Here is a 22,469-nt window from a genome sequence, read left to right as displayed (position 1 = left end):
CGTCGCTACCGGCCTGCGACCAGCACCGCCGCCGGGTCGAGCCCGCTGCCCATCGGCACCCTGGCCACGATGCCCGCAGGCAGCCGGACGGGATTGACGTCGCCGTAGCCGAGCGTGCCCAGGACGTCCCTGCCGGCGAGCGGGAACGCTTCGCCCTGATCGGTGACCAGCACGAACGTGCCGGCGTGGGCGTCCGCACTCGGCATCGCCTCGACCACCGCGGCCCGGCCGGGCTCGACCTGGATCGCGTCCGCCAGCGGCATCCCGCCGGGCGTGCGGCCCGCCGTCGCCCGCGCCGTGGTCTCCGGCAGCCGGGGATCGACGTGGAGCACCGGTGTCGCGGAACCCGGCTCGTACGTCGCGCAGAGCGTGTCGCCACCGGCGAACCCCGGCCGTACGCGAGGTGCCGCCGCGGGATCGGCGTCACCGGCAGGTGCCACGCGAGCGCCGGCGAGCGCGGCGGGATCCAGCGGGACCCCGGAAGGGGCACCGTCCCGGTAGGCCTTCGTGGTCTGCGGGTCGGCGCGCTGCAAGTCGTACTGCAACGGGGAGATCGGCCGCAGCCGGTCGGTGTCCGCGAGGTAGTGCTCCGTGCCGCCCGAGGTCTCGACGACGAGCAGCTGCCCCACGCGGAGGTCGTTCCGGCCCGGCACCGCGGTCGACCGTGTGCCCGTGCCGGCGAGCCGGATCGGAGAGATCGGCTCGCCGGCCGGAAGCAGGTCCACGAGCGGCATGCTGGCCCGCACCGTGGGCTCGGACTGCAGCGACAGCCCGACGTTCACCGGGCCCGGATGTTCGATGCGGTGCCGGTAGCCGCCGGAGAGCAGGTACTGCTCGCCGCTGTCCGGCACCTCCACGTGCACGGCGGCCCCGCCCACCGGCCTGCCGCCGCGCGCGCCCTCGCCGACCAGCAGGACGGACGCCTCCGTGTTCTGCCCGGTCTCGTCGGGCACGGGCCGGGAGCACAGACTCCAGCCACCGGTGAGCAGCTTGTCCCTCGCGGGCAGTGCGTCGGGCGCGTCCGGAATCCCGATTCTGGCCCCGCGCGGCACGCCCAGCAGCGAGTCACTCGACACCGACACTGTCTCGGCATGCTCGCCCAGCGCCAGCAGCGCCGAGACGTAGTTCGTCACAGGATGCAGCGTTCCGCCAAGGTAGACGTATCGTGCCCCGGTCTCCTTCGCGACGATCACCGAGGGCCGGTCGCGCCACGCCGCGTTGCCACCCGGGTTGACCAGTCCGAACACCGCGAACCCGGCCAGCGCGAGCACCGCGAGCAGGATGCTGCCCAGCGCCGCGCCACCGGGCCGGCGAAACGGCGGCTGTTCCGGATCGGGGTCGCGGGTGACGAGCGCCGAGATGGTGCGCTGGGCGAGAAACTGGTGCGCCTGCAGCAGGTCGCGTTTCGACGACACGGGTCACCCTCCGAGTCCGCGCATGATTCCGTACAGGCCGAGCACCGCGCACAGCACCGGCACGCACACCAGCACGATCGCCACCTCCAGCAGCTCCGCGTACCGCCCGAAGAAGGGACTCGGCGGTCTCCCGCTGTGGCTGAGCCCTGCCGCGACGGCGAGCCCGCTCACGAGCAGCAACGCGGGCGCGGTGACGGGGAGCAGGTTTCCGGGGACGGTCATCACGGGCCCCGCCGCGAGTGCGCCCGCGCAGAGCACCCCGGTGCACAGCAGGGGCGCCCTGTGCCGCAGCGCGGGGTAGAGGCGGGCGCGCAGGCAGAAGCCCGCCGACAGCACGGACAGCAGCACGATCACCGACGTGCTCGTCTCGCGTGCGACGACGAACAGGCACAGTACGGCCACCGTGGTGGACCCGGCGATCATGCCGGTCAGCAGCTGCTCGGCGCGCAGCACCGCGGCATAGACCGCGTGGCGCGGTGGCTGCGGGTCGTCGCGGACGAGGTCGGCAGTTGTACGCGGGAGCACCGGCATCGGAACCCGGCCCAGCCGGATCGACAGGGGACCGAGCAGGGGGGAGAACAGCAGCACCACGGTGGCGGCCACGGCGGCGCCGTCCACGCCGTCCAGTGCGTCGAGAGTCGCCAGCCACGATCCGAGCGCTCCGACACCGCCCGCGGTGATGCCGGCGAGGAACAGTTCGGCCCGGTCGACGACGCCCAGATAGCCCAGCACGGAGGCGACCAGCAGCGCCGAACAGCCCGCAAGCAGGTGCGGGGCTCCGAACCCGGCGGGCTGCGGGCCGGCGCCGAGCAGCAGTGCGCCACCGGCGAACGAGAACGGCAGCGCCATCGCCGCGACGACGGCACCGGCGCCGGCGTCGCCGAGCGCCCTCGCCAGCACGGTGCCCGCCAGCAGGAGCAACGCCCCGAAGCCGAGCGCGACCCACGCCGCCGTGCCCCACGCCGCCGTGCCCCATGGCGGACCCGCCCGCACGACCGCCAGCAACGCAAGCAGGGCGGCGAATCCGCCCGCCGTGAGCCCCGCGGCGCGCGTGTGCGCCGGACCCCACAGGTGGCCCGTCCGGCCGCTGCCCTGGGCGATCGTGTCGGCGAGGTCGTCGTACTCGAGCTCCGGCCAATGCAGGCGCCGCGGTACGAGGTGCAGCACCTCGCCGTCGCGGAGCCCGCAGGCGCCCAGCGTCCTGCCGAGGTCGAGCGCGGTGCCGTCGGTGCGGCGCAGCAGCCAGCCGCCGTCGGTCACCCCGTCGTCGGGCAGGTTCTCGCCCGCGTGCCGCAGCAGGCCCGGCAGCAGCTCGGCCACGGTCGACCGCTCCGGCAAGGCGAGGTCGAGCCGCCGGGCAGGCGCGTCGATGATCACCCTGACGAGGGCCGTGGTCATCCGTTGTGTCCCTTCGAAGCCGCGGGCCGGTGGCAGCAAACGGCCGCCGGGCCCGCCATGCACTGAGCACTGCTTACGATGACGGCGCGAGGACGGCGGCGGAACCGGGACGGCAGCTAGCGGACACGACGGGATGACGCCACAATGACCAGCGCGATGACGATGCTTTCCGGAAATGACGAACTGGTTCCCCTTGGCGACGGCCCGGTCGCCACGGTGTTCGCGGGCGTCGACGCGCACAGCGGTACGGCCTTCGCCCTGAAGGTCTTTCCCGGGGGCATCGACCGGCGCACGCGTGGCGAGCTCGACGCCGAGCTGCGCGGCCTCGCCGACGTGCGCACCCAGGCCCATGTCCTGGTCGCCGACCGTGTCGAGGAACTGCCCGACGGCCGCTGCGCGCTGCGGATGGAGCTGTGTGCGCAGTCGCTGCCGGAGCTGGTCGCCTCGTTCGGGCCGCTCACGATCGACGACACACTGGCGTTGGGCAGCGGGCTGGCGAGCGCGCTCGCGGCCGCACACGAAGCCGGCACCGTGCATGGAGGCGTCACCCCGGGCAACGTCCTGTTCCGTCCTTCGGGAGAGCCGGTGCTCGCCGACTTCGGGCTCGCCCTGCGCCACGCGTTCGCCGGCGACATCACCGGCGCGGTCGACTTTCTCGCGCCGGAGACGGTGCGTGACGGCACCCGCGACGAACGGACCGACCTCTACGGGCTTGGCGCGGTGCTGTACTTCGCGCTCTCCGGTGCCTCACCGCATCAAGGGCGGCCGGGGGAGCAGGCGGACGACAAGTTGCTCCGGACGCTCAGCGGCGACGTGGCCCCGCTGCAACGACCCGATCTGCCTGCCGGGCTCGGGCAGCTGGTCGCGGCGCTGCTGGCGAAGAACCCCGATGCCCGGCCTCTCGACGCCGCGACCGTGGCAGCCAGAGTCGGCGCCATGACCGGGCCGGCGCGTGCCGAGCCCGCGTTCGACGACTTCGGTGGCGTGGCCGCGGGGTCGGCGCCGACGCACCCCATTCCCGTTCCTGCCGCGGTGCCTCGCGCTCAGGCCATGCCACCCGGCCCTCCGCGTGGTCATCTGCTCGTCGAGTACGGGCCGGAGGACCGGCCGCGCGGCAAGTCAAGGACGGGCCTCGTGCTCGCCGCGACCGGGGCACTGGCGGTGCTGGCCGTCGCCGTGGTCGTGCTGCTGCTGAACCGGCCCGCCCAGCTAGATGTGCGCGGCGCACCCGAAGCCGGAGAGGAACGGGCACCGTCCGAGCCCAGCGTCCCGCCCGTGCACATCGAGCTCGCCCACCCCGTCGACAAGGGCAACTACGTCGAGCTGTCCTGGAGCAGCAGCGAGTCGCTCGACTACGCGATCGTCGTCGCGGCCGAGGGCCAGCGGCGGCGTACCATCTTCGTGCAGCGGGTGACCGAGTACCGGATCGAGGTCGATCCCGTGAAGGGCTACTGCTTCCAGGTCCAGGGCGCGAACAGTGCCGGTGTCTACACGAGCCAGTCGAAGCCGATCCACAACGCGACCTGCACCGAGTAGCCGCTCAGCGCGGTGGCCGCAGGGGAGCGGGGTTCACCGCCGCGCGGATCCGCGCTCGCAGGCCTCGCCGGGCGAGCCCCTTGCGCACCGCGCGGACCGCGGCCCACGCCTGCGTCCCGTTCTCCGGTCGCGGCCCGGTACCGGACCACAGCGCGACGTCCACGGCGGCGCCCAACGACCGCAGTCCCTCCGTGGCTTCGTTGCCAACCGGCTGAGCCGCCGCGACCACCGTCGTCAGGTCCCGCACGGTCATGCCCGGTGACACGGTGATCCCGTAGGCGCGCAACGCGTCCCGGGCTTCCTCCCAGGCGCCGATCACCCTTCCGCGGCCCGGCCTTCGCCTGCGCCCGCGTGCGCGCAACGCCTTGGCGAGCGGCACCCCCATCAGCCAGGCCAGCAGCGCGGCCGCCGGGACCGCGAGCAGCACCCACCACGGGATCGGCCAGCCACCAGCGGAGCGGGAGCTCACTGACGCGGCCTCAGGCGCGACGGGGGCATCGCGGAGCTCGTCGCGCTCGGGCAACGACCTGCGTACCTCCTCGGTGGCCGCCGCGAGGCCGCGCGCAGGCGGCGTCCCCGCCGCGCCCGCCCCGCCGGTCGGGTCGAGGGGTACCCAGCCGACGCCGTCGACGGCGACCTCGGGCCAGGCCAGCGCGTCGCCGTTGCGGACGGTGTACCGCTCGCCGTCGCGGTCCGCGGGCGCGCGGAACCCCACGACCAGCCGCGCCGGAATGCCCTTCATCCTGGCGAGCGCGACATAGGCGGCGGCGAACTGCTCGCTGGTGCCGCGCTTGCTGTCGAGCAGGAACTCCCGCAGCTGCGCCCACGAATGGCCGGTGGGCAGCTTCTGCCCCGTTGCCACGCGGTACTCCGTGCGCAGGAAGTCCGCCAGTGCGACGGCGGTCCGGAAGGTCGGCCTGGCGGGCACGGCCCGGTCGGCCAGCTCGGCGATGCCCTCCGGGACCTGCCCGACGCCACCCAGCACTCCGGCGACGTCGGTGTCGACGGCGGCGTTCACGAGGTCGTCGCTGTCCACCTGAGGTTCCCACCAGCTCAACGTGTAGGAAGCGGGCCGCGGCATATCGGGAGCGAGCAGCGAGCCCTGCCGTTCCTCCACGAGCGGCCGGATCCCGCCGACCGCCGCGGGCGACGGCTGGCTCGGCAGCCAGGGGCCGTCGAGGCGGGCGCCGCTGATCCGGGCCGTTCGCCGCTCGACGTCGACCGTGACGTCAGGGCTGGGAGCCAACGCCGAGCCGAGCCTGCGATAGGCCGATCCCGGCGTCCAGTTCACCCCGTCGAAGCCCGTCAGCACGACGACCGGCCACCGGTCGGCCGTGGTGGCTCCGTCCACTGTGAACACCGGGACGCCGGGATGGGTCAGCCGGTGGGACAACAGGTCCAGCGGATTGGTCAGCCTGCTCGCCGACAGTGGGGCGAACTGCTCGTCCCGCAGCGTGTACCTCGCGTCGTCACCGGGCAGGACCAGCGCACCGAGCAGGGCGCCGATCACCGCGAGCAGCGCGGCCGGCGCGGCGAGCAGCACCCCCGACGACAGTCGCCGTCCCGTGGACACACGCTCAGGTCTCGTGGTCACGAGCAATGCCCCGGCGGCGGCCGCGTAGGCGAGCGCGGCCAGCACCGCCCCCATGCCCGAGGTGGCGCTGTAGAACTGACTGAGTACGAGCACCGCGAAACTCGGCGCCAGCGCGGGCAACGCTCCCCAGCGGTGCAGCAGCTCCACGCCGAGCACGCCCGCGAGTAGCACGAGCAGCGGCACGAACAGCATCAGCGCGGGCTCAGGGCGTGCCGGCCACGTCGACTGCAGCGCGAGCTGCCACGAGCCGGTGATCCCGGACACGAGCGCGCGTGCGGTGCTGCCGGTCGGCAGGCCCGCGACCGTGGTGGACAGCAACATCGTCTCGACGATGCCGAGCAGGCCTCCGAGCAGTGTGAGCACCGGCCGCCATGGCAGCAGCGTCTCGTACCGGGACACCAGTAGCGCGATCGCGAGCGAGACCGCGGCCGGGACGAGCAGCGGGAGCACCAGCGGCCAGACACCGAACACGGGGGCGAACAACAGTCCGCCGACGACGGCCGCCAGTGTCACCAGCGTGGCGGGCAACGGGGCGAGGCGAGTCACCCGAGCACCTCGTTCCACCGGCGGACGGCGTGCGCGGCGTTGTCGGCGCCGACCATCCGGGCTCCCGCCACCGCGTGCGCCTCGCGACCGCTGCCACCGAGCACGAACATGAAGATCGACGAGTAGCGCTGCCGCAGCCACGCCATCGACGTCAGTTCGGGGCCTGGTGAGGTGATGACCGCGAGGCAGCCGCCGAAGCCGCGGCTCGCGGCGAGCGCAGGGGGCACCACGGCGTCGCGCGCGTCGCCACTCTGCTGGAGCACGCACAGCTCGTCGAGCAGGCTGCGGGACGCCTGGCTCCCGCCCGGGGTCGGCACGTCGAGCCCGGAGGAGGTGACGAGCCTCGTGTGCTGTCCCGCCCTGGCCGAGGAGCCCAGCAGGGAGGCCGCGACGTCGACGGCTTCCTCGAACGTGTCCGAGGCCAGCGATCCACGCCGGGTGTCGAGCAGCACGGTGAACCGCGGCTGCTGAGGGTCGGCCAGATCCCGCACCATCAGCCGGCCCGTGCGCGCGGTCGCCTTCCAGTGCAGGTGCCGCACCTCGTCCCCGGGCTGGTACTCCCGCACGTCCCGGAGATCGATCGAACCGCGGAGCGCCTCGTCGGTGGCGGCACCCTCGTGGTGGTGCCGGGGATGCGCACCCACGAGCGCCCGTGCGGGGAACTGGCGCGGGTACACCTTGAGGATCGCGGTGTCGCCGGTGGGCAGCCGGTTGGTCGTCAGCCCGAACGGGTCGACCCGGTGCAGCAACAACGGTCCGACGGTCAGCTCGCCGCGGACCGGGGTCGCGAGCTCGTAGTGGTAGGTGGACTCGGCACGCAGTGCCGAAGGGCGGACTCGCACGGTCTGTTCCGCCTCGCCCGCCGTGTCGGTGGCGAGGAACGCCGGTTGCCGGTGGGCTGTCGGATTGCGCACGCGCAGCCGCGCCAGTGCCGGCTTGCCGCGTTCGACCCGGTCGGGATACACCGCACGCGTCACGGTCACGCGCACCGGACGGGCGGTCAGTGCGACGGCCGCCAGCACCGCCGCCAGGCTGATACCACCCAGCGCCCGCAACAGCGGATACCCGGCCCACTGTCCGAACCCGACCAGAAGCACGCAGAGCCCGAGCACCGCCATGCCTCGCCTGGTGGGACGCATGGTGCTACCTGGTGGCCGCGTTGACCGCGGGCGCGGGCGTCGCGGCGAGCACCTCGTCGACGATCTCCTCGGCGGTGCGCTGACTCAGCTCCGCCTCCGCCGTCAGAATCAACCGGTGGGCGAGCACCGGCTTGGCGACGTCCTTGACGTCATCCGGCGTGACGAAACCGCGCCCGGCCATCGCGGCGAGCGCCTGACCGGTGCGTACCAGCGCGATGCTGCCGCGGGGACTGGCGCCGAACCGCACGGCGACGTGGTCGCGGGTTGCCGCGGTGAGCCTGGCGGCGTATTCGACGACGGCCCGGTCGATGTGCGAGCGGCGCACGTCCTCGATGGCCCCACGTAGCGTCTCGATGTCCACAACGGTCGGCAGGTCGTCGGCGGTGACCCCGGCACAGTCGCTCATGATCACCAGAACCTCCGACGCGATGTCCGGATAGCCCACGGACAGTCTCATCAGGAACCGGTCGAGCTGTGCTTCGGGCAGCCGGTAGGTGCCCTCCATCTCGATCGGGTTCTGCGTGGCGACGACGAGAAACGGGCGCGGCACGTCGTGCGTGACCCCGTCGGCCGTGACCCGCCGTTCGGACATCACCTCGAGCAGCGCCGACTGTGTCTTGGGAGTGCCGCGGTTGACCTCGTCGGCGACCACGATGTTTGCGAAGACGCTCCCGCGGTGGAACGTGAACTCCTCGTCCTTCTGGTGGTAGACGGTGACCCCGGTGATGTCACCCGGCAACAGGTCGGGAGTGAACTGGATGCGGCTCCACTCGCCCCCGATGCTGCGTGCCAGGCACCGCGCCAGCGTCGTCTTGCCGAGCCCGGGTACGTCCTCGATCAGCAGGTGCCCCTCGGCCAGCAACGCGGCCACCGCGAGGCGGACCAGTTCCGGCTTGCCGCGGATGACCTGCTGGACGTTCTCCGAGATGAGCCTGCCGACCTCGCTCGCCCGTGCGCTCATCCGCGCGGCCACACGTAGCGGTTGGACACGAGGTTGAGCTCGGAAATGTAGACCCAGACCTCGTAGCCGGGTTCACCGAAGTCGATGTTTTCGAACACAGCGTTGCCGTTCTCGTCGGTTTCCCAGCCCGAACCTGGGTTCTCCCAGGTCGGGTGGTTGGAGTCGACGTCGAATTCGTACATGGTGTTGGGTTCCAGCCCGGTGGCTTCCACGTGGATCTTGTGGCATGGCGGGCCGCAGCCGTCGTACTCGCTGGGGTCGCCGCGCGAGATCGTGAGCGCCTGGTTCGGGATGACCACCGTCGTGTTGGCCGCCGGACCCCGTCCGGCACGGTTCTCCGCCACCACGGTGACGGTGTACGTGACGCCCTTGCTCAGTCCGGAAAGGACAGCCGTGCTGGCGTTGCCGGGCATCGTCTGGCTTCCCGCACCCGTGACCGGCCGCCACGACACGTGGTACGCGGTCACGGGCGCACCGTTGGGACTCGCGGCACCCCACGTGATCCGCGCCGTGTCGCCGCCCGTCTCGTGGGTGGCCGCGACGTTGGTGGCGGCCCCGGGCGGGCTCGCGGGCAGTGGCTTCGGCTGCGGTTCCGGCGTCGGAGAGGGGCGCGCATCCGGCCGAGTGGGGGGCGGTGGCTCGGGCGGTGGTGGTGGCGGTGGCTCTGGTCGCGTGGGCGGCTGCTCCGCCACGACCTGCTGGTCGGGCTGGGTGGGAGGCGGCGAGGGCGTGTTCTCCTGCTGCCTGTCCCGCTGCTTGTTCCCGGGCCGCTCGGGCGGTGGCGGCTGCGGCCTGCTCTCGCTGTCGGCCCTCTCCTCGCCGACAAGGGGGATCTGGCTCGTGCCGCCGCCCTCGTCGATCACCATCACGTGCCGTCCCTTGTCGCCGTCGACGTATACGCGCGCGTCCTCGCCGCGCGTGAGCCTCGGCTCGCCGGTCTCCGCCGGGACAGGGGTGACGCCCTGCTGCTTGCCGTCGTTGGTGTACGTGCGCACGGAGTTGCTCTCGAGATCGAGCAGGACGACCGAGTCGCCGCTCGGCTCCGGCCTTGCGTAGTCGCCGTCGGGCAGGTCGACCGTCAGCGGTGCCGCCGACGGAGCGGCCGTCGCCACACCGCGGGCGTCGACGAGGTGCAGTTCCTGCTTGCCGGGGTCGAGGATCGGGATGCGCCCGCCCGCGTCGGCGGTGCCGATCTCCGCCGTGCCGGGCACGTCGAGGCCGATGTTGACGGGCTCACCGAGGTCCTCGTCGAGCACGGCGTGCACGGTGTCCGTCGTGGTGTCGACGAACACGGGCTGTTCGTCGACGACGGTCAGCTCACCGCTGTGCCCTCGCGGGGTGACGGCGGGGCAGGACACCTGGTCCGAACCCTTCGCCAGCTTGCACAGCACCCCCGAGGCACGCCGGTGCAACCAGAGCGTGCCGTCGGGCGTGGCGACCGGATTGCCGAGCCCCTGGCCCGTGCGAATCGTCGTCGGCTGCTCGCCGAGCCGCACCACGGTCCCGGCCTCCCGGTACACGAGGTACGGGCCGCCCGCCGCCTCGATGCCGACCGGCCGCTCGCCGGTCGGCGGGGTGATGGTGCGCTCGACCTCCAGAGTGGACTTGCCGAACTCCCTGATTCGGGAGTCGCCCACGACGTACGCGCTGGTGTCGCCCTGATAGACCAGTTCACCCGGGTCGATCATCATTCGCGCTTGGGCGTCCACGGTCTTGGCGCCACCGTTGACGTGGAAGACGACGTCGAGATCGGGGCTCGCGACCCAATGTCCCGCTTGCGCGAAATCGAGTCCCCGTGGGGGCTCGGCTGCGCCCGGCACCGCGATCGCCACCGTGGCCGCGGTGGCGGCCACGAGCAGCGCCACCGGAAGGCGACGCCGCAGTTTGCTCCCCGTCACGGGGGCAAGCATAGGATACGCCGGTACATCGCGGGTCCAGATCGTCTACAGCGCCGCCGGAACGGCCTAGGTTCCAGTGGCCGGCCACAGCGCTAGGGGGCCGGCGGGAAGGCCAGCTCGAAGATCGCGCCCCCGTCCTGGGCGTTGTACACCCGCAGGTAGCCGCCGTGTGCCTGGGCGGTCCAGCGCACGATCGACAGGCCGAGACCACTCGAACCGCTGCCGCTGGCGAACCTGTCGAAGCTCTCCTCCGCGACCGACGGATCGATGCCCGGTCCGTGGTCGGCCACCGTCACCCGCCCGCCGGCCACGGTGATGTGCACGATCGCGGGCGCGCCGGGCTGACGGCCGTACCGGATGGCGTTGCCCAGCAGGTTGCCGACAGCGCGCTGGACCAGACCGGGATCGGCGTTGACCTTCGTCGGCGTCGTGGTGACGGTGACCTGCGCACCCTCGGCGGGCGTCTCCTCCACCACGGCCGTGACGAGCTGGTCGAGCCAGACCGGCTGCGTCGCGAGCACCTCGACGCCTGCCGCGAGGCGCGCCCGCACGAGCAGGTCGTCGATGATCGAGCCCATCCTGGCCGCGAGCCGCACCGTCCGAGGCAGGAGGTCCGGTCGTTCCGCGGGGTTGCGCCACGCCGTCTCGGCCAGTGCCCGCAGCGCCGCGACCGGCGTGCGGAGGTCGTGGGCGGTCTCGGCCAGCAGCGCCTCCTGCTGCTCCAGCGCGGCGGCCGCGGGCCTGATGGCCCGGCCGGAGAGCAGATGCCCCGTCACCGCGACCGCACTCACCAGGAGGGCGCAGCCACCGATCACCCACAGCACGACGTTGCGGTGGCGGGCCAGCGCCGCGCTGGGGTCGCTGGTGGCGACGACCGCGCCCGCGTACTGACCGGCAGCGTTGAGGAACGGCTGGGCGACGACCCGCACGAGGTCACCGCCCTGGCCGGGGACGTAGCCCTCGATGAACCTGCCGCTTTCGGCCGCGTCCCGCGCGAGGCCGTACAGGTACCTGCGGTCCTCCGATACACACTCGCGCGTGCTGAAGTGCGGGTCGAACTCGCCCGCGCCCGCGGGCAGCACGGCGAACTCGGGGCAGCTCGTGTCGATCTGGTCGCTGCCGATGTATCCCGTGGTGATCCCGGTGTCGCCCGTGCGCTGGACGAGCCGCAGCACCGCCGCGGTGACCTGTTTGAGTTCCGTGTCCATCCGCAGCTCACCCGCCTCGCGATCCTGCTCGATGAACAACCACGCGAGTACCACGAGGCCCGCCGCGTTGAGGATCGTGAACAGGACGGTCAGCAGCCAGCGCAGTCGCCGCAGCCGGGCGGCGGCGGACGTCGTCACGAGCCGCTCCGCGCAGCACCGAAGCGGTAGCCGACACCACGGACCGTGTGGATCAGCTCGGGCGTGCGCAGCTTCGCGCGCAGCCGGCGGACGACCACGTCGACCACGTTGGACATGGGATCGGTGCTGGTGTCCCAGCAGTGGTCGATGAGCTCGCTGCGGGTCACCGCCTGCTCGGGGCGGGCCATCAGGTACTCGAGGATCGCGAACTCCTTGTCGCTCACGGTGAGCAGGGCACCGCCACGTCGGACCTGCCGTCGCGCGCAGTCCAGTTCGAGGTCGTCATGGCGCAGCACGGGGGAGCGTCGCTCACCGACGCGGCGGCACAGCGCGACCACTCTGGCCGTCATCTCGGGGACGGCGAACGGCTTCACGAGGTAGTCGTCGCCCCCGTGCTCGAAGCCGGCGACACGGTCGGCGACGGCGTCCCGCGCCGTGAGGAAGAGCACGGGCACCGCCCAGCCGTCCTGCCGGCGCCGCCCCACGTAGGTGACCGCGTCGCCGTCCGGGAGCATGCGGTCGAACACCGCGCAGTCGTGGTCCGCCCGAGCGAGCGCGGCGTCCGCCTCCGCCAGGTCCGCGGCCTCCTCGACGTGAAAGCCCTGCGCCCGCAGTTCGGCCGCGACGGCGACGCGCATGTCCTCGTTGTCCTCGACCACCAGCATCCGTGCCGTCGCTGTCATCGGATCCTCATGTTCGTGCCGCGATCGTTGGTCGCATGCTTTTCCATGTTCTGGGGCCGCTGGAGGTGCACGGCCGTGGCGGGGACATCCACCGGCTCGGCCGCGGCAAGGCCGCGACCGTGCTGGCGACGTTGTTGCAGCACCCTAACGCGTGGGTCACCGCCGCCACGCTGACAGCCGCAACATGGCACGAAGCTGCCGCACCGCCGTCGGCGAAGGCCAATCTGAAGACCTACGTGTGGCAGCTGCGGCGCCTGCTGCCCGCGGACGCCGGCCGGTCGCGGATCGAGAGCGCGCCCGGCCGCTACCGGCTGCGGGTGCTGCCTGGTGAGCTCGACACCGGCCGCGTCGCCGAGCACGCCGCCCGGGCACATGCGGCGGTGGACGAGGGAGACTTCGCCGCCGCGGTCGACGAGCTGGGCGCGGCGCTGGCGCTCTGGCGTGGCCGCCCCTACGACGGCGTGCCGAGCGCGGGGGAGGAGGCCGGCAGGCTCGTCGAGCTGCACGGCCGGTTGCGGGAGGAGCTCGGTGCCGCGCAGCTCGCGCTCGGCCGCGTCGCCGAGGCGGCACGCACCCTGACCGCCCTCACCGGCGACGACCCCCTGCGCGAGGGGGCGTGGGCCTGCCTGGTGCGCGCGCTGCACGCCCAGGGCAGGCGTGCCGAAGCGCTGGGCTCCTACCGCCGTGCCAGGCACGTGCTGGCGGTGGAGCTCGGCGTCGGTCCCGGCAGGGAACTCCAGGCGGCTTACGAGGAGGCGCTCGGCGAGGCCGCCGGGGCCATCGCGGTCAGCAGGCCGCGGGGTGAGCTGCCGCGTGCCGCTGCGCTGTTCGCGGGCCGCACCGCGGAGCTTGCCGTCCTCACCGGAGTCCGAAGGGGAGTGGTGCTCGTGGACGGAATGCCGGGGGTGGGCAAGACGGCGCTCGTGGTGCACGCGGCACACGGGCTGGCCGACACGTTCCCCGACGGCCAGTTCTTCGTCGACCTGCACCGCCTCGGCCCCGCGGAGGTACTCGCCCGCCTGCTGCGCCGGGTCGGCGTCGCGCCGTCGTTCGTCCCCGGCGCGCTGGACGAGAGGGCAGCGCTGTGGCGGTCGGAGCTCGCGCACCGGCGCGTGCTACTGGTGCTCGATGACGCCGACGGGCTCGGCCAGGTCGCGCCGCTGTTGCCCGCGGGCTCCGGCACCTTGACGCTCATCACCACGCGGCGCCGCGACTGGCACGTCGACGGCGCCGCACGGATCGCGCTCGGCCCGCTCCCGTGGGCCGGTGCGATGGCGATGTTCGGCCCGGCCGTGGGAGAGGGGACAGGCGGCTCGGCCGACCCGCTCGTGGGGTGCTTCGGCGGGATTCCCGCGGTGATCCGGGAGGTGGCCGACCGGCTCGCCACGCATCCGTTGTGGTCGGTGCGGTCGCTGGCCGACCAGCTCGGCGGCGACCCGTGCCGCGTGCTCGCGTGCGCGAGCGGCCACCGGCGAGCCCTGGCGGCGACTGTGCGGCGGCTGCCCGGCGAGCAGCGGTCGGTGCTGTCCAGGCTCGCCGCCCTGCCTGCCGAGTTCGATTTCGCCGCGGCCGCGCGGATCCTCGGCCGCGCGGCGGAGGACACGCTGCCCGCGCTCGAGGCACTCGTGGACGTGAGCTTGCTCGACACGCGCGGGGCCGGGCGGTACCGCCGCCACCGGCTCGTGACCCACGTCGCGGCGTGCCGCACGTGTGCGCCGGTGGGTTCCCCCGAACCGGCGGTGCGGGTGGCGTGAGGGAACCGGTGATGACTGTGGGGGAACAGCAGGAGCTTGCCGCCGCGAGCGGGGCGAGACCGGAGCAGGCCGGGAAGGCCGCACCGCGAGGTGCCACCCTGCCGGTCGCCACCGTCGCCGCCGCGGCGCGAGCCGCCGCGGCGCGACAACCGGTCGCACGGCCTGCCGCCGCCGAGACAGCGGTCCGGGACCGTCCGGAGACCACCACGGCACCGATCCCGGTGCAGCACGCCGAGCAGGCCGGACAGGCAGTGCCCTCGCGGCCGCGCGAGCGGCCCGCTCACCGGGAACCGCTCGGCCTGCCGGTGCTGCGCATCGTCTGCTGGCAGCTCGCTCTCGTGCTCGTGTTCCTCGCGGCGGCCGGACCGTGGCCGGTGGTCATCGTCCTGGTGCCGACGGCGGTGGCACTGCTGGGCTGCACCGCGGTGCGGGTGCGCGGCAGGTGGCTGTCCGACGAGCTGGCGCAGCGGGTCCTGCTGCTGCTGCGCCGTCGCGAGCGGGACCTGCCCGGCGCCGACGGGGCCCGGCTGCTGCTCGGGACCCTGGCGCCGGGAGCGAGCGTGCGCACCGCGACGCTGGCCGGGACGCCCTCGGGTGTCGTCAGCCGCGCCGAGGAGCTCGTCGCCGTGCTGCGGCCCGCCGACGCCGGCGCCGCCGCGCTCGTCGAGTTCGCGCTCTCGGGCGCGTCGCTCGGCGACGCCGCCGAGCCGGGACAGCCGGCGGTCCGGTTCCAGCTCGTCGTGCACCGAGGCCCCCGGCAGGCGGACCAGACCCGCGCGTGGCTGGTCGTCAGGGCCGTGCGCGACCCGGGTTTCGCGGACGACGCCCCGCTGCTCGTGGCCGTGAGCAACGCCGTGCGCAAGCTGCACCGCAGGCTGAAGAGGACGGGCCTTGCGGGCGGGCCCCTGACCGCGCTGACGGAGGACGAGGTCCTCGCGACGCTCGCCGCGCTGACCCACACCGGGCCGGGCAGAGCAGCGATCCGGGAGGACCGCCGGTACTGGCGTGCCGGGTCGATCGCGCAGGCTGGCCTGCGCCTTTCGGGCCTGGGAACGCGATCACCGGTGGCCCGCGTGCGCCTGCTGCACCACGTGCTCGCCGCCGTCCCCGGCACCGCCTGCACCTTTTCCGTCACCGTGCCGGGCCACGCCGCGGTGGTCCGGGTGGCCGCGACCACCGACGCCGCCGTCGATGCGGCGACCGGGTGGCTGCTGAGGACGCCGCCACCCGGCATCCACCTCGAGCGCATGGACAACCAACACGCCGCGGCGGTCGCCGCGTCGCTGCCGATCGGAGGAACCCCGTGATGACCCAGCCGCTGCCCGACCTGCGCGAGGCGCCGCCGCGGCTCGCGGTCCTCCAGGGACACGCCTCGTGCCAGCCGGTGTCGCGGCACGCGCGCGTGACGGCGAAGCTGGCCGCCGCACAACGGGAGGTGCTCGTCGTCAGCTCGCTGTGCGGCGCGCCCGGCGACCCGGTGACGGCCTTCCGCCGGATCGACCACGCCAACCTGCGGCGCGGCGTCCGGTACCGGATGCTGTTCCCCGACCACGCGCGGATCGCGGCCGGAGCGTCGCAGCGTCTCGCGCAGCTCGCCCAGGACGGCGCGGAGATCCGCACGATGCCCACCGTGCCCGTCGAGGCGCTCGTCGTCGACAGGGCGTTCGCCATCGTGCCCGCCGAGCGGCAGGGCGGGCACGATGGTGCCGCCGATGTCGCCGACGTGGCCGTGTTCCGGCTGCCGAGCGTCGTCGGAACGATCACCGAGCTGGTCGAATGCCTTTGGCCGTCGGCGGTGCCGCTGACCGGGAACCCGCGGCCCAGGCCTGCCGGGCTGGACAGGCGGGACCGGGACCTGCTGTCGCTGTTGTCGGCGGGCTGTACGGACGAGTCGGCGGCGGCCGCACTCGGCGTCTCGGTGCGGACCGTGCGGCGCATGGTGTCGAGCCTGATGGACCGGCTCGGCGCTCGCAGCCGGTTCCAGGCAGGAGCCAAGGCCGCCGACCGCGGCTGGCTGGAGGGGGCTGCCGATGACTGAGGCCGCGCCGGTGAAGGCCCCGGTCACGCCGCGCACCGTCCTGGTCGACCCCGGCAGGCACGGTGCCTACCCCACCCTCGGCGAGGCGGTGCTGGGTGCGCCCGACGGCGCGTGCGTGTCCATCTCGGCGGGGACCTATGCCGAGACACTCGAGCTGCTCGACCGCAGTCTGACCCTGCGTGCGGCCGAGGGCGCGGAGGTGGTGCTCGACGGCAGCGGCGCCGACGTCCCCGTGCTGTGGGCTCGCGGCGGCGTGCTCGTCGTGCGCGGGCTCACGGTGCGCGCGGGCGCCGCCGCGGGCGTCCAGGTGGAGAACGCGGAGCTGACCGTCGACGGCTGCACGGTGAGCGCCGAGCGAGGGCCGGGTGTGGCGGTCCGTGGCCCGGGCCCGCTGTCCATCACGGACGTCACCATCACGGGAGCGGAGCACGGGCTGGTGCTGGAGGGCACCTCCGGGGTTGTCGAGAACGTCACGATCAGCGACATCGCCGCGGACGGTGTGATCGTCGGGCTCGGGGCCGACCCCGTGATCCGGTCGTGCACGATCGGCGGCTGCGGCCAGCGCGGGTTCTACATCTACCAGCACGCACGTCCGGTCGTGGAGAACTGCCGGGTCTGCAGGACGAGCCAGGCCGGGATCGCGGTGGCGCACCGTGGCGAGCCCGTGCTCCGTCACCTGTCCGTCAGCGAAGCCCTCGGCGTCGGCATCGACGTGGGACCGCACTGTGGAGGCACGATCGAGGGGTGTGACGTGACCGGTACCGCCGAGCCGGCCATCCGGCTCGCCGGCACGGCGACGGCGACGATCGTCGCCGAGCCCACCGCCTCCGCGGACGGTTCCGGACCGCTCGACGGGCTGCTCGCGGACCTGGACGCCATGGTGGGGTTGCCCGGTGTGAAGGCCGAGGTGCGTTCGCTGGTCGACGAGATTCAGGTGAACGCGTGGCGCTCGCGCGCGGGGCTGGCCACCGGCGCGCTCAGTCACCACCTGGTCTTCGCCGGGGCGCCCGGCACGGGTAAGACGACCGTCGCGCGCACCTACGGCAAACTCCTGCGCGAGCTCGGCGTGCTGCCCGCCGGGGAGTTCCGGGAGGTGTCGCGCCGGGATCTGGTCGGTCAGTACATCGGCCACACGGCCGAGAAGACCGCGGGGGTCTTCGAGGAGGCGCTCGGCGGCGTGCTGTTCATCGACGAGGCGTACACGCTGGCCCGGCAGCCCGCCTCCGGTGGCGACTTCGGGCAGGAGGCCATCGACACGCTGGTGAAGCTGATGGAGGACCATCGCGAGCGGATCGCGGTGATCGTCGCGGGCTACACGGCCGAGATGCGCCAGTTCCTCGCCGCCAATCCCGGCCTCGCCTCGCGGTTCGCGAAGACTGTCGAGTTCGAGGACTACACCCCGGACGAGCTGGTCGGCATCATCGGCCGGATGGTGACCGCGGGGGACTACGAGCTGGACTCTCGGTCCGAGCCGGCGCTCGCCGCATACTTCGGCCGGATCTCCACCGAGCCGGGCTTCGGCAACGCCCGCGACGCACGGCGGTTGTTCGAGGCGATCAGGAAGGTCCAGTCCGGTCGGCTGCGCCGGCTCGGCCGGATACCGGACGCCGCTGAGCTACGCGGCCTCACGGTCGCTGACGTACTCGGCGCCATCGAGGGCGCTCAGCCGTTCTGAGCGGGCGGGGCCGGGTCGCCGAGCAGGTACCCGACGCCGCGCACGGTGTGCAGCACCGGCGGAGGGCCGAGCTTGCGCCGCAGCTGCGTGATCAGCACGTCCAGGACGTTGGACGCGGGCGGCACGAGCTCGTCCCACACCGCGGCGATCAGCTCCGTCCTGCCCACCGTGTCGCCCGCCGCGGCGACAAGCCGTTCGAGGACGGCGAACTCCTTGCGCGTGAGGCGCAGTCCGGTGCCGCCGCGCCTGGCCTCGTGCGCGCCGACATCCAGTTCGAGGTCCCGCCACCGCAGCACCGACGGCGTGGGCAGGCCGCTGCGGCGGCACAGGCTGCGCACCCTGACCACGAGCTCCGGCACCGCGAACGGCTTGACCAGGTAATCGTCGGCCCACGCGAGCCCCGCGATGCGGTCGCGCACCGTGTCGCGCGCGGTGAGGAACAGCACCGGGACCGTCCATCCCGCCTGCCGGCGGCGCTCGACGTAGGGCAGCGCGTCGCCCGCGGGCAGCATCCGGTCGAAGACCACGCAGTCGTAGGCGTTGACGGCGAGCGCCTCGTCGGCCTCCCGGAGGTCGGCTGCCGTGTCGACGGCGAGCCCTGAACCCCGCAGAGCCGCCTCCACCGCCACCCGCAGGTTCTCGTCGTCCTCGGCCACCAGTACGCGCACGTGCGCGAGGTTAGCGCAGTGTGCGGCCGGTGCCTGTCATCAAATCCTCATTCGCCGTGCAGCACCGTGGCATCCAACCGGATACCCGAACGTGAAAGGCAGTGACATGGAACAGACCACGCAGCGGCCGCGGATGCCGTTCTCTCTGAAGGTCTCGCTGGGCATCCTGGCGTTTCAGGTGCTGTCCAACGGTGCCATGGGAGTCCTGCTGCTGTACTTCGCCGCGGAGGATGCCGAGCACGGCCGCTCGGTGCCGGGGTTGCAGTACGTGCTCGCCTACGTATCGGTGGCCGTCGCGGTCGTGCTGATCGGGTGCGCCGTGCTACTGGGCCGCCGGGTTCCGGGGGCGAGGATCGTGGTGGCGGTGCTCGAGGTGCTCACGGTGATCAGCGGTCTCCTCGCCGTCGTCCAGGGCGCCGTCCAGGGCGTGGTCGGGATCGTGCTGGCGGTCCTCGTGATCGCGCATCTGTTCCGCGCCGACGTCAGCGCCTGGCTGCGCCCCGCGCCGGCGGAATCCGTCACGCGTACTGGGTGAGTCCCAGGCAGATCAGGAAGACCGGCAGAGCGAACAGCGCCAGCTGGTGGAACGGCCGGGGACGGCGCCAGCCGACGAGGTAGGTCAGCGGCGTGCCGAACAGGGCCACGGTGACGAGCGCGGGGCCGTACGAATAGTAGAGGCCGTCCGGGTCGGGGGGCCCGGCGGCGACAAGGACGACGAGCGTGAGCACGGCCTCCCACAGCAGGATCGAGGCCAGTGACAGCAGCCACCCGCGTCCGCGTTCATGTTGCTGTCGCTCGGTGCTGTTCTCGGAAGTCGGCATGTGCCCAGCATGGCCGCGCCGGGCCGGCGGCCGGCGCTACTGGCAGCAAGCGGACAGACCACGCCGCCGGCACCCGGGCCGGGCGACACTGACGCGAGACGACAAGCTCCTTCTCCAGTTCCGAGAGGTACGAGATGACGGCACCTTCCGACGACGGTTCCGGCGCCGGCGGGGGCGGCACCGACAGCGCCGGCGCCCCGCCACCCGCTGCGGAGGCGGAGGCACCGCCGGAAGCCTCCCCGGAGGCCCCGGCGCCCGCGGAAGAGGAACCCGCCCCGGAGCAGGACGCACCCGCGGACGCCACGACGGCGAGCGAGCCCGCCGACGCCGCACCGGCCGATGATGGAACCCAGGCACCCGAGTCCGGGGGCACGGAGCAGCCCGGACAGGAAGCACCGGCCGCGGACGCCGGGGAGGACGTACCGGGAACCATCCCCGGCGGCCAGATGCGGGAGACCGACGACGCGCCGGGCGAGGGTGCCGGCGAGGAACGGGAAGCCGACGGGATCCTGCCGCTGGACGACGAGTTCGCGACGACCGTCCGAAACGAAGGTCCGAACCTCCAAACGCCGGCGGGGATACTCGACGATCTCGGCCAGCAGTGGAACGGCACCGGTGGCGATGCCGACGCCGCGCACGCGGACGGCTCGGGTGGCGTGGCGGCCGTCAGCGAGTCGTGGCAGGACCCGGCTCAGGAGGAACTGCGGCGGCGGACGGATTCCTCGCTCGAGGAAACGCGCGGCGTCGGCGACAGCGCCAGGGCGATGGACGAACAGGTACGCCGTGCGGGAGAGCAGGCCCGGGCGGCCACGGACGCGATCGAGCAGAACACCGCTCGGCAGGCACCCGGCTACTATCTCGCCACTTCGACACTCCCGCCCGGCGAACGCGACGTCGCGGCCCGGCGCATCGTCGACATCACTGTCGACGGCAATCGCGACATCGCCAACCAGGCGGCGGCCAACATCATGAACGATCCCGGCTGGGACCGCGTCGAAGCCCCGCTGCCTGGTGCCGGCGACCCCACGCCGGCGCTGTACGCCGCGGGCAGCGGCGCGCTCGATGCCGGAGCCAACCTCCTCGCCGAGCGGCACGCGTCCACCGTCGCGGCCCAGGGACTCGACGATGTCGCTCCGAAGGTGCTGAAGGCCGGGAAGGTGGCGGGCGGCGCGCTCGGTCTGCCCCTGGCGATCGCCAGTGCGGCCCACGACGCCCACGCGGGACCGCCCGATGAAAGGGAGTCGCTCGTGCAGGCCGCGGCGTCGAACGGCGCCGGATTGCTGGCGAGTATCGCGGCTCCCGCCGCGGCGGGAGCCGTGGCCGGTGCTGTGGGCGGCGCGGGCATCGGCGCGATCCCCGGTGCCCTGATCGGGCTTGGTGCGGGAGTCATCGCCTCCGGCGCAGTCGACTCGCTGTTCGAGAACGGCTTCTCCGACCCAGGAGGAGCGCTCCTCGACGGAGTCAACTCGCTGGGCGACACGGCCTCCTCGCTCGTGGACGCCGCCGACTCCGCCGATGCCGCGATCAACAGCAAGATCCGCGAGGCCTGGAATGCCCTTTTCTGAGCGCCCATCGCGGACCGCCCTGTCCACGACAGAATCAGGAGAAGCCATGTTGGACACAGCGAGAAGCGACCCCGCCCGAACACTCCCGCCGGTCGTCTACCTCCCGTGCGTCGAGCACGTCAGGAACCCCCAGGACGCTGTCGTCGAGTACCGGCGCACGAAGGACCACCGCGTGGCACTGCTGGTCTACTCGGCGCTCGACCGGCTTCAGTCCTGCTGCGGCGACGACCAGCCCTGGGTGGTCTGCCCGACCACCATGCTCGCGCCGCTGATGCAGGCCGTGCCCTTCGACCTGGTGCTGCTCGACGCGGTCATCCCGGACGAACACCGCGGCCTTGCCGGGAACCCGCGACCGCGGCACACGACCGCGTGAGACCCATAGGAGGCGACCGATGACGCGATACGACATGGATCCGGACGGGGTGACCCGGGGAACCAGCCGGCTTCGGGCGGCGGGTGAGGCGTTCGACTCGGCGTGGCGTCGCCGCCGGGAGGCACTCATCGCCGGCCTGTCCGGAGTGGGCAACGACGCCATCTCGCAGGCGTTCCGGGCGAGGTACCTGCCGATTGCCGAACGCCTGATGGCGCGCGCGGACGCCATTCCCGTCTCGTACCGCAACACGTGTGACGACGCGCAATGTTGCGTCGACGACTACCTGGCCGCCAACACGCGCGGCACGAGCACCGTCCGCGGCCTGACGGGCGCGGACCCGGCAGATCCCACGCAACGCGGTCAGTAGGCCCGCCGGAGACCGGGCCTGCCGTCCGCATTCGTACAGTGGCCGACGCATGGAAGGGCAACGACGCAACGGAGCATGGCCTGGGCGCGGTGCTCGGGCGGTACGAGACCGACAACCTGCACCGGAGGAGGATCGCCTTCGTGGCCGTGCCCCTGGGCGCTGTCGTCGCCTGTGCCGGCCTGTTGGACCGTAAGAAATGGAGAACTCGAGTCGAGCCTGCTAACGAAATCTTCCAATACCAGCGTTGGATCAGCTGGAGGCTGGTGAGATCGGCCAGCGCTATCCGGCGATCCCTCGCATGTGGCGGACCGCGTGGGAGGAGTTCACAACATTTTTGGCGTATCCGGTGGAGATCCGGCGGGCGCTCTACACGACGAACGTGATCGAATCGCTCAACGCCCGGCTACGCAAAGCCACCCGCAACCGCGGAGCTTTCCCGTCCGAACAAGCAGCGTTGAAAACGCTCTACCTCAACGTCCGCGCCATGACACGCCCAGACGGCGTCATCGGCATCACCCGCTCCAACGGCTGGAAAGCTACCCTCAACGCGTTCGCCATCCAATTCAGCGACCGCATCAACATCAACAAGTAGACCACGGCCTTACACAGTTGATCGGGCTCTGACCAAATCCGATGGTAGCTGTGTGTGTCGGTTCGTGTCGAATGTGGTGCTGTGTGCCAGCGTGACGCCA

Annotated in this window: 20 protein-coding genes; 10 read left to right on the top strand and 10 right to left on the bottom strand. The window is 72.8% G+C overall.

Annotated elements, in window-relative coordinates:
* Nucleotides 1-5: 5 nt before the first annotated feature.
* Complete coding sequence (gene eccB, locus JAP66_RS24500; protein WP_199434201.1) at nt 6-1,415, bottom strand: type VII secretion protein EccB; 1,410 nt, start codon at nt 1,413-1,415, stop codon at nt 6-8.
* A 3-nt stretch (nt 1,416-1,418) separates the two neighbouring features.
* Nucleotides 1,419-2,813 (bottom strand): type VII secretion integral membrane protein EccD, encoded by a 1,395-nt coding sequence (gene eccD, locus JAP66_RS24495; RefSeq protein WP_199434200.1) that lies wholly within the window; start codon nt 2,811-2,813, stop codon nt 1,419-1,421.
* Nucleotides 2,814-2,957: 144 nt separating this feature from the next.
* On the opposite strand from eccD, the gene JAP66_RS24490 reads away from it, so the two are divergent.
* The gene (locus JAP66_RS24490) at nt 2,958-4,349 is read left to right on the top strand and encodes a serine/threonine protein kinase (RefSeq protein WP_235999406.1); all 1,392 of its coding nucleotides are present in this window, start codon (nt 2,958-2,960) and stop codon (nt 4,347-4,349) included.
* Nucleotides 4,350-4,353: 4 nt separating this feature from the next.
* Here JAP66_RS24490 and JAP66_RS24485 read toward each other — a convergent pair whose 3' ends face one another.
* The 6 genes from JAP66_RS24485 to JAP66_RS24460 all read right to left on the bottom strand — a co-directional run bounded on the left by JAP66_RS24485 (nt 4,354) and on the right by JAP66_RS24460 (nt 12,516).
* Nucleotides 4,354-6,489 (bottom strand): transglutaminase-like domain-containing protein, encoded by a 2,136-nt coding sequence (locus JAP66_RS24485; protein ID WP_199434199.1) that lies wholly within the window; start codon nt 6,487-6,489, stop codon nt 4,354-4,356.
* A complete protein-coding gene (locus tag JAP66_RS24480; RefSeq protein WP_199434198.1) occupies nt 6,486-7,628 on the bottom strand; it encodes a DUF58 domain-containing protein in 1,143 nt (380 codons plus the stop codon). Before JAP66_RS24480 ends, JAP66_RS24485 begins: the two co-directional genes overlap by 4 nt.
* A gap of 4 nt (nt 7,629-7,632) precedes the next feature.
* Nucleotides 7,633-8,589 carry an AAA family ATPase gene (locus JAP66_RS24475; protein WP_199434197.1) on the bottom strand — a complete coding sequence of 319 codons (957 nt, stop codon included), beginning with the start codon at nt 8,587-8,589 and terminating at the stop codon, nt 7,633-7,635.
* Complete coding sequence (locus JAP66_RS24470; RefSeq protein WP_307849705.1) at nt 8,586-10,487, bottom strand: fibronectin type III domain-containing protein; 1,902 nt, start codon at nt 10,485-10,487, stop codon at nt 8,586-8,588. The genes JAP66_RS24475 and JAP66_RS24470 overlap by 4 nt, the downstream gene beginning before the upstream one ends.
* A gap of 92 nt (nt 10,488-10,579) precedes the next feature.
* Nucleotides 10,580-11,833: a sensor histidine kinase gene (locus tag JAP66_RS24465; RefSeq protein ID WP_199434195.1), complete on the bottom strand. Its 1,254-nt coding sequence runs from the start codon at nt 11,831-11,833 to the stop codon at nt 10,580-10,582.
* Nucleotides 11,830-12,516 carry a response regulator transcription factor gene (locus JAP66_RS24460; protein WP_199434194.1) on the bottom strand — a complete coding sequence of 229 codons (687 nt, stop codon included), beginning with the start codon at nt 12,514-12,516 and terminating at the stop codon, nt 11,830-11,832. Before JAP66_RS24460 ends, JAP66_RS24465 begins: the two co-directional genes overlap by 4 nt.
* Nucleotides 12,517-12,551: 35 nt before the next feature.
* On the opposite strand from JAP66_RS24460, the gene JAP66_RS24455 reads away from it, so the two are divergent.
* The 4 genes from JAP66_RS24455 to JAP66_RS24440 are packed head-to-tail and all read left to right on the top strand — an operon-like array spanning nt 12,552 to nt 17,983.
* Entirely contained in the window at nt 12,552-14,270 is a 1,719-nt protein-coding gene (locus tag JAP66_RS24455; protein ID WP_199434193.1) for an AfsR/SARP family transcriptional regulator, read from the top strand.
* Nucleotides 14,271-14,281: 11 nt separating this feature from the next.
* The gene (locus JAP66_RS24450) at nt 14,282-15,577 is read left to right on the top strand and encodes a hypothetical protein (protein ID WP_210770599.1); all 1,296 of its coding nucleotides are present in this window, start codon (nt 14,282-14,284) and stop codon (nt 15,575-15,577) included.
* Nucleotides 15,577-16,308 carry a helix-turn-helix transcriptional regulator gene (locus tag JAP66_RS24445; protein WP_210770598.1) on the top strand — a complete coding sequence of 244 codons (732 nt, stop codon included), beginning with the start codon at nt 15,577-15,579 and terminating at the stop codon, nt 16,306-16,308. The genes JAP66_RS24450 and JAP66_RS24445 overlap by 1 nt, the downstream gene beginning before the upstream one ends.
* The gene (locus tag JAP66_RS24440) at nt 16,301-17,983 is read left to right on the top strand and encodes a right-handed parallel beta-helix repeat-containing protein (protein WP_199434191.1); all 1,683 of its coding nucleotides are present in this window, start codon (nt 16,301-16,303) and stop codon (nt 17,981-17,983) included. The genes JAP66_RS24445 and JAP66_RS24440 overlap by 8 nt, the downstream gene beginning before the upstream one ends.
* On the opposite strand, the gene JAP66_RS24435 is transcribed toward JAP66_RS24440, so the two are convergent.
* Nucleotides 17,971-18,651 (bottom strand): winged helix-turn-helix domain-containing protein, encoded by a 681-nt coding sequence (locus JAP66_RS24435; protein ID WP_199434190.1) that lies wholly within the window; start codon nt 18,649-18,651, stop codon nt 17,971-17,973. The two genes, JAP66_RS24440 and JAP66_RS24435, sit on opposite strands and share 13 nt — an antisense overlap.
* Before the next feature lie 106 nt (nt 18,652-18,757).
* Here JAP66_RS24435 and JAP66_RS24430 point away from each other — a divergent pair, with 106 nt between their 5' ends.
* The gene (locus JAP66_RS24430) at nt 18,758-19,186 is read left to right on the top strand and encodes a hypothetical protein (protein ID WP_199434189.1); all 429 of its coding nucleotides are present in this window, start codon (nt 18,758-18,760) and stop codon (nt 19,184-19,186) included.
* On the opposite strand, the gene JAP66_RS24425 is transcribed toward JAP66_RS24430, so the two are convergent.
* Nucleotides 19,170-19,472: a hypothetical protein gene (locus JAP66_RS24425; protein WP_199434188.1), complete on the bottom strand. Its 303-nt coding sequence runs from the start codon at nt 19,470-19,472 to the stop codon at nt 19,170-19,172. The two genes, JAP66_RS24430 and JAP66_RS24425, sit on opposite strands and share 17 nt — an antisense overlap.
* Before the next feature lie 134 nt (nt 19,473-19,606).
* Here JAP66_RS24425 and JAP66_RS24420 point away from each other — a divergent pair, with 134 nt between their 5' ends.
* From JAP66_RS24420 to JAP66_RS24405, 4 genes are all read left to right on the top strand, one after another.
* A complete protein-coding gene (locus JAP66_RS24420) occupies nt 19,607-21,037 on the top strand; it encodes a WXG100-like domain-containing protein (protein ID WP_199434187.1) in 1,431 nt (476 codons plus the stop codon).
* A gap of 46 nt (nt 21,038-21,083) precedes the next feature.
* Nucleotides 21,084-21,410: an SAV_915 family protein gene (locus JAP66_RS24415; RefSeq protein ID WP_199434186.1), complete on the top strand. Its 327-nt coding sequence runs from the start codon at nt 21,084-21,086 to the stop codon at nt 21,408-21,410.
* A gap of 19 nt (nt 21,411-21,429) precedes the next feature.
* Entirely contained in the window at nt 21,430-21,777 is a 348-nt protein-coding gene (locus tag JAP66_RS24410) for a hypothetical protein (RefSeq protein ID WP_199434185.1), read from the top strand.
* 244 nt (nt 21,778-22,021) lie between these two features.
* Nucleotides 22,022-22,369: a transposase gene (locus JAP66_RS24405; RefSeq protein WP_199434184.1), complete on the top strand. Its 348-nt coding sequence runs from the start codon at nt 22,022-22,024 to the stop codon at nt 22,367-22,369.
* Nucleotides 22,370-22,469: the final 100 nt, after the last annotated feature.

The organism is Qaidamihabitans albus (assembly GCF_016464705.1).
In the GTDB taxonomy this organism is placed as follows: Bacteria; Actinomycetota; Actinomycetes; order Mycobacteriales; family Pseudonocardiaceae; genus Qaidamihabitans; species Qaidamihabitans albus.
The sequence above is the reverse complement of the archived record's forward strand: the minus strand, read 5'-3'. Positions and strand labels throughout refer to the sequence as shown.

Bases quoted from the DNA above. Each gene is read 5' to 3' on its own strand.
- JAP66_RS24410 (WP_199434185.1), top strand. From the start codon at position 21,430: ATGACGCGATACGACATGGATCCGGACGGGGTGACCCGGGGAACCAGC.
- JAP66_RS24415 (WP_199434186.1), top strand. From the start codon at position 21,084: ATGTTGGACACAGCGAGAAGCGACCCCGCCCGAACACTCCCGCCGGTC.
- JAP66_RS24445 (WP_210770598.1), top strand. From the start codon at position 15,577: ATGACCCAGCCGCTGCCCGACCTGCGCGAGGCGCCGCCGCGGCTCGCG.
- JAP66_RS24440 (WP_199434191.1), top strand. From the start codon at position 16,301: ATGACTGAGGCCGCGCCGGTGAAGGCCCCGGTCACGCCGCGCACCGTC.
- JAP66_RS24420 (WP_199434187.1), top strand. From the start codon at position 19,607: ATGACGGCACCTTCCGACGACGGTTCCGGCGCCGGCGGGGGCGGCACC.
- eccD (WP_199434200.1), bottom strand. From the start codon at position 2,813: ATGACCACGGCCCTCGTCAGGGTGATCATCGACGCGCCTGCCCGGCGG.
- JAP66_RS24480 (WP_199434198.1), bottom strand. From the start codon at position 7,628: ATGCGTCCCACCAGGCGAGGCATGGCGGTGCTCGGGCTCTGCGTGCTT.
- JAP66_RS24460 (WP_199434194.1), bottom strand. From the start codon at position 12,516: ATGACAGCGACGGCACGGATGCTGGTGGTCGAGGACAACGAGGACATG.
- JAP66_RS24425 (WP_199434188.1), bottom strand. From the start codon at position 19,472: ATGCCGACTTCCGAGAACAGCACCGAGCGACAGCAACATGAACGCGGA.
- JAP66_RS24490 (WP_235999406.1), top strand. From the start codon at position 2,958: ATGACCAGCGCGATGACGATGCTTTCCGGAAATGACGAACTGGTTCCC.
- JAP66_RS24475 (WP_199434197.1), bottom strand. From the start codon at position 8,589: ATGAGCGCACGGGCGAGCGAGGTCGGCAGGCTCATCTCGGAGAACGTC.
- JAP66_RS24430 (WP_199434189.1), top strand. From the start codon at position 18,758: ATGGAACAGACCACGCAGCGGCCGCGGATGCCGTTCTCTCTGAAGGTC.
- JAP66_RS24450 (WP_210770599.1), top strand. From the start codon at position 14,282: ATGACTGTGGGGGAACAGCAGGAGCTTGCCGCCGCGAGCGGGGCGAGA.
- JAP66_RS24455 (WP_199434193.1), top strand. From the start codon at position 12,552: ATGCTTTTCCATGTTCTGGGGCCGCTGGAGGTGCACGGCCGTGGCGGG.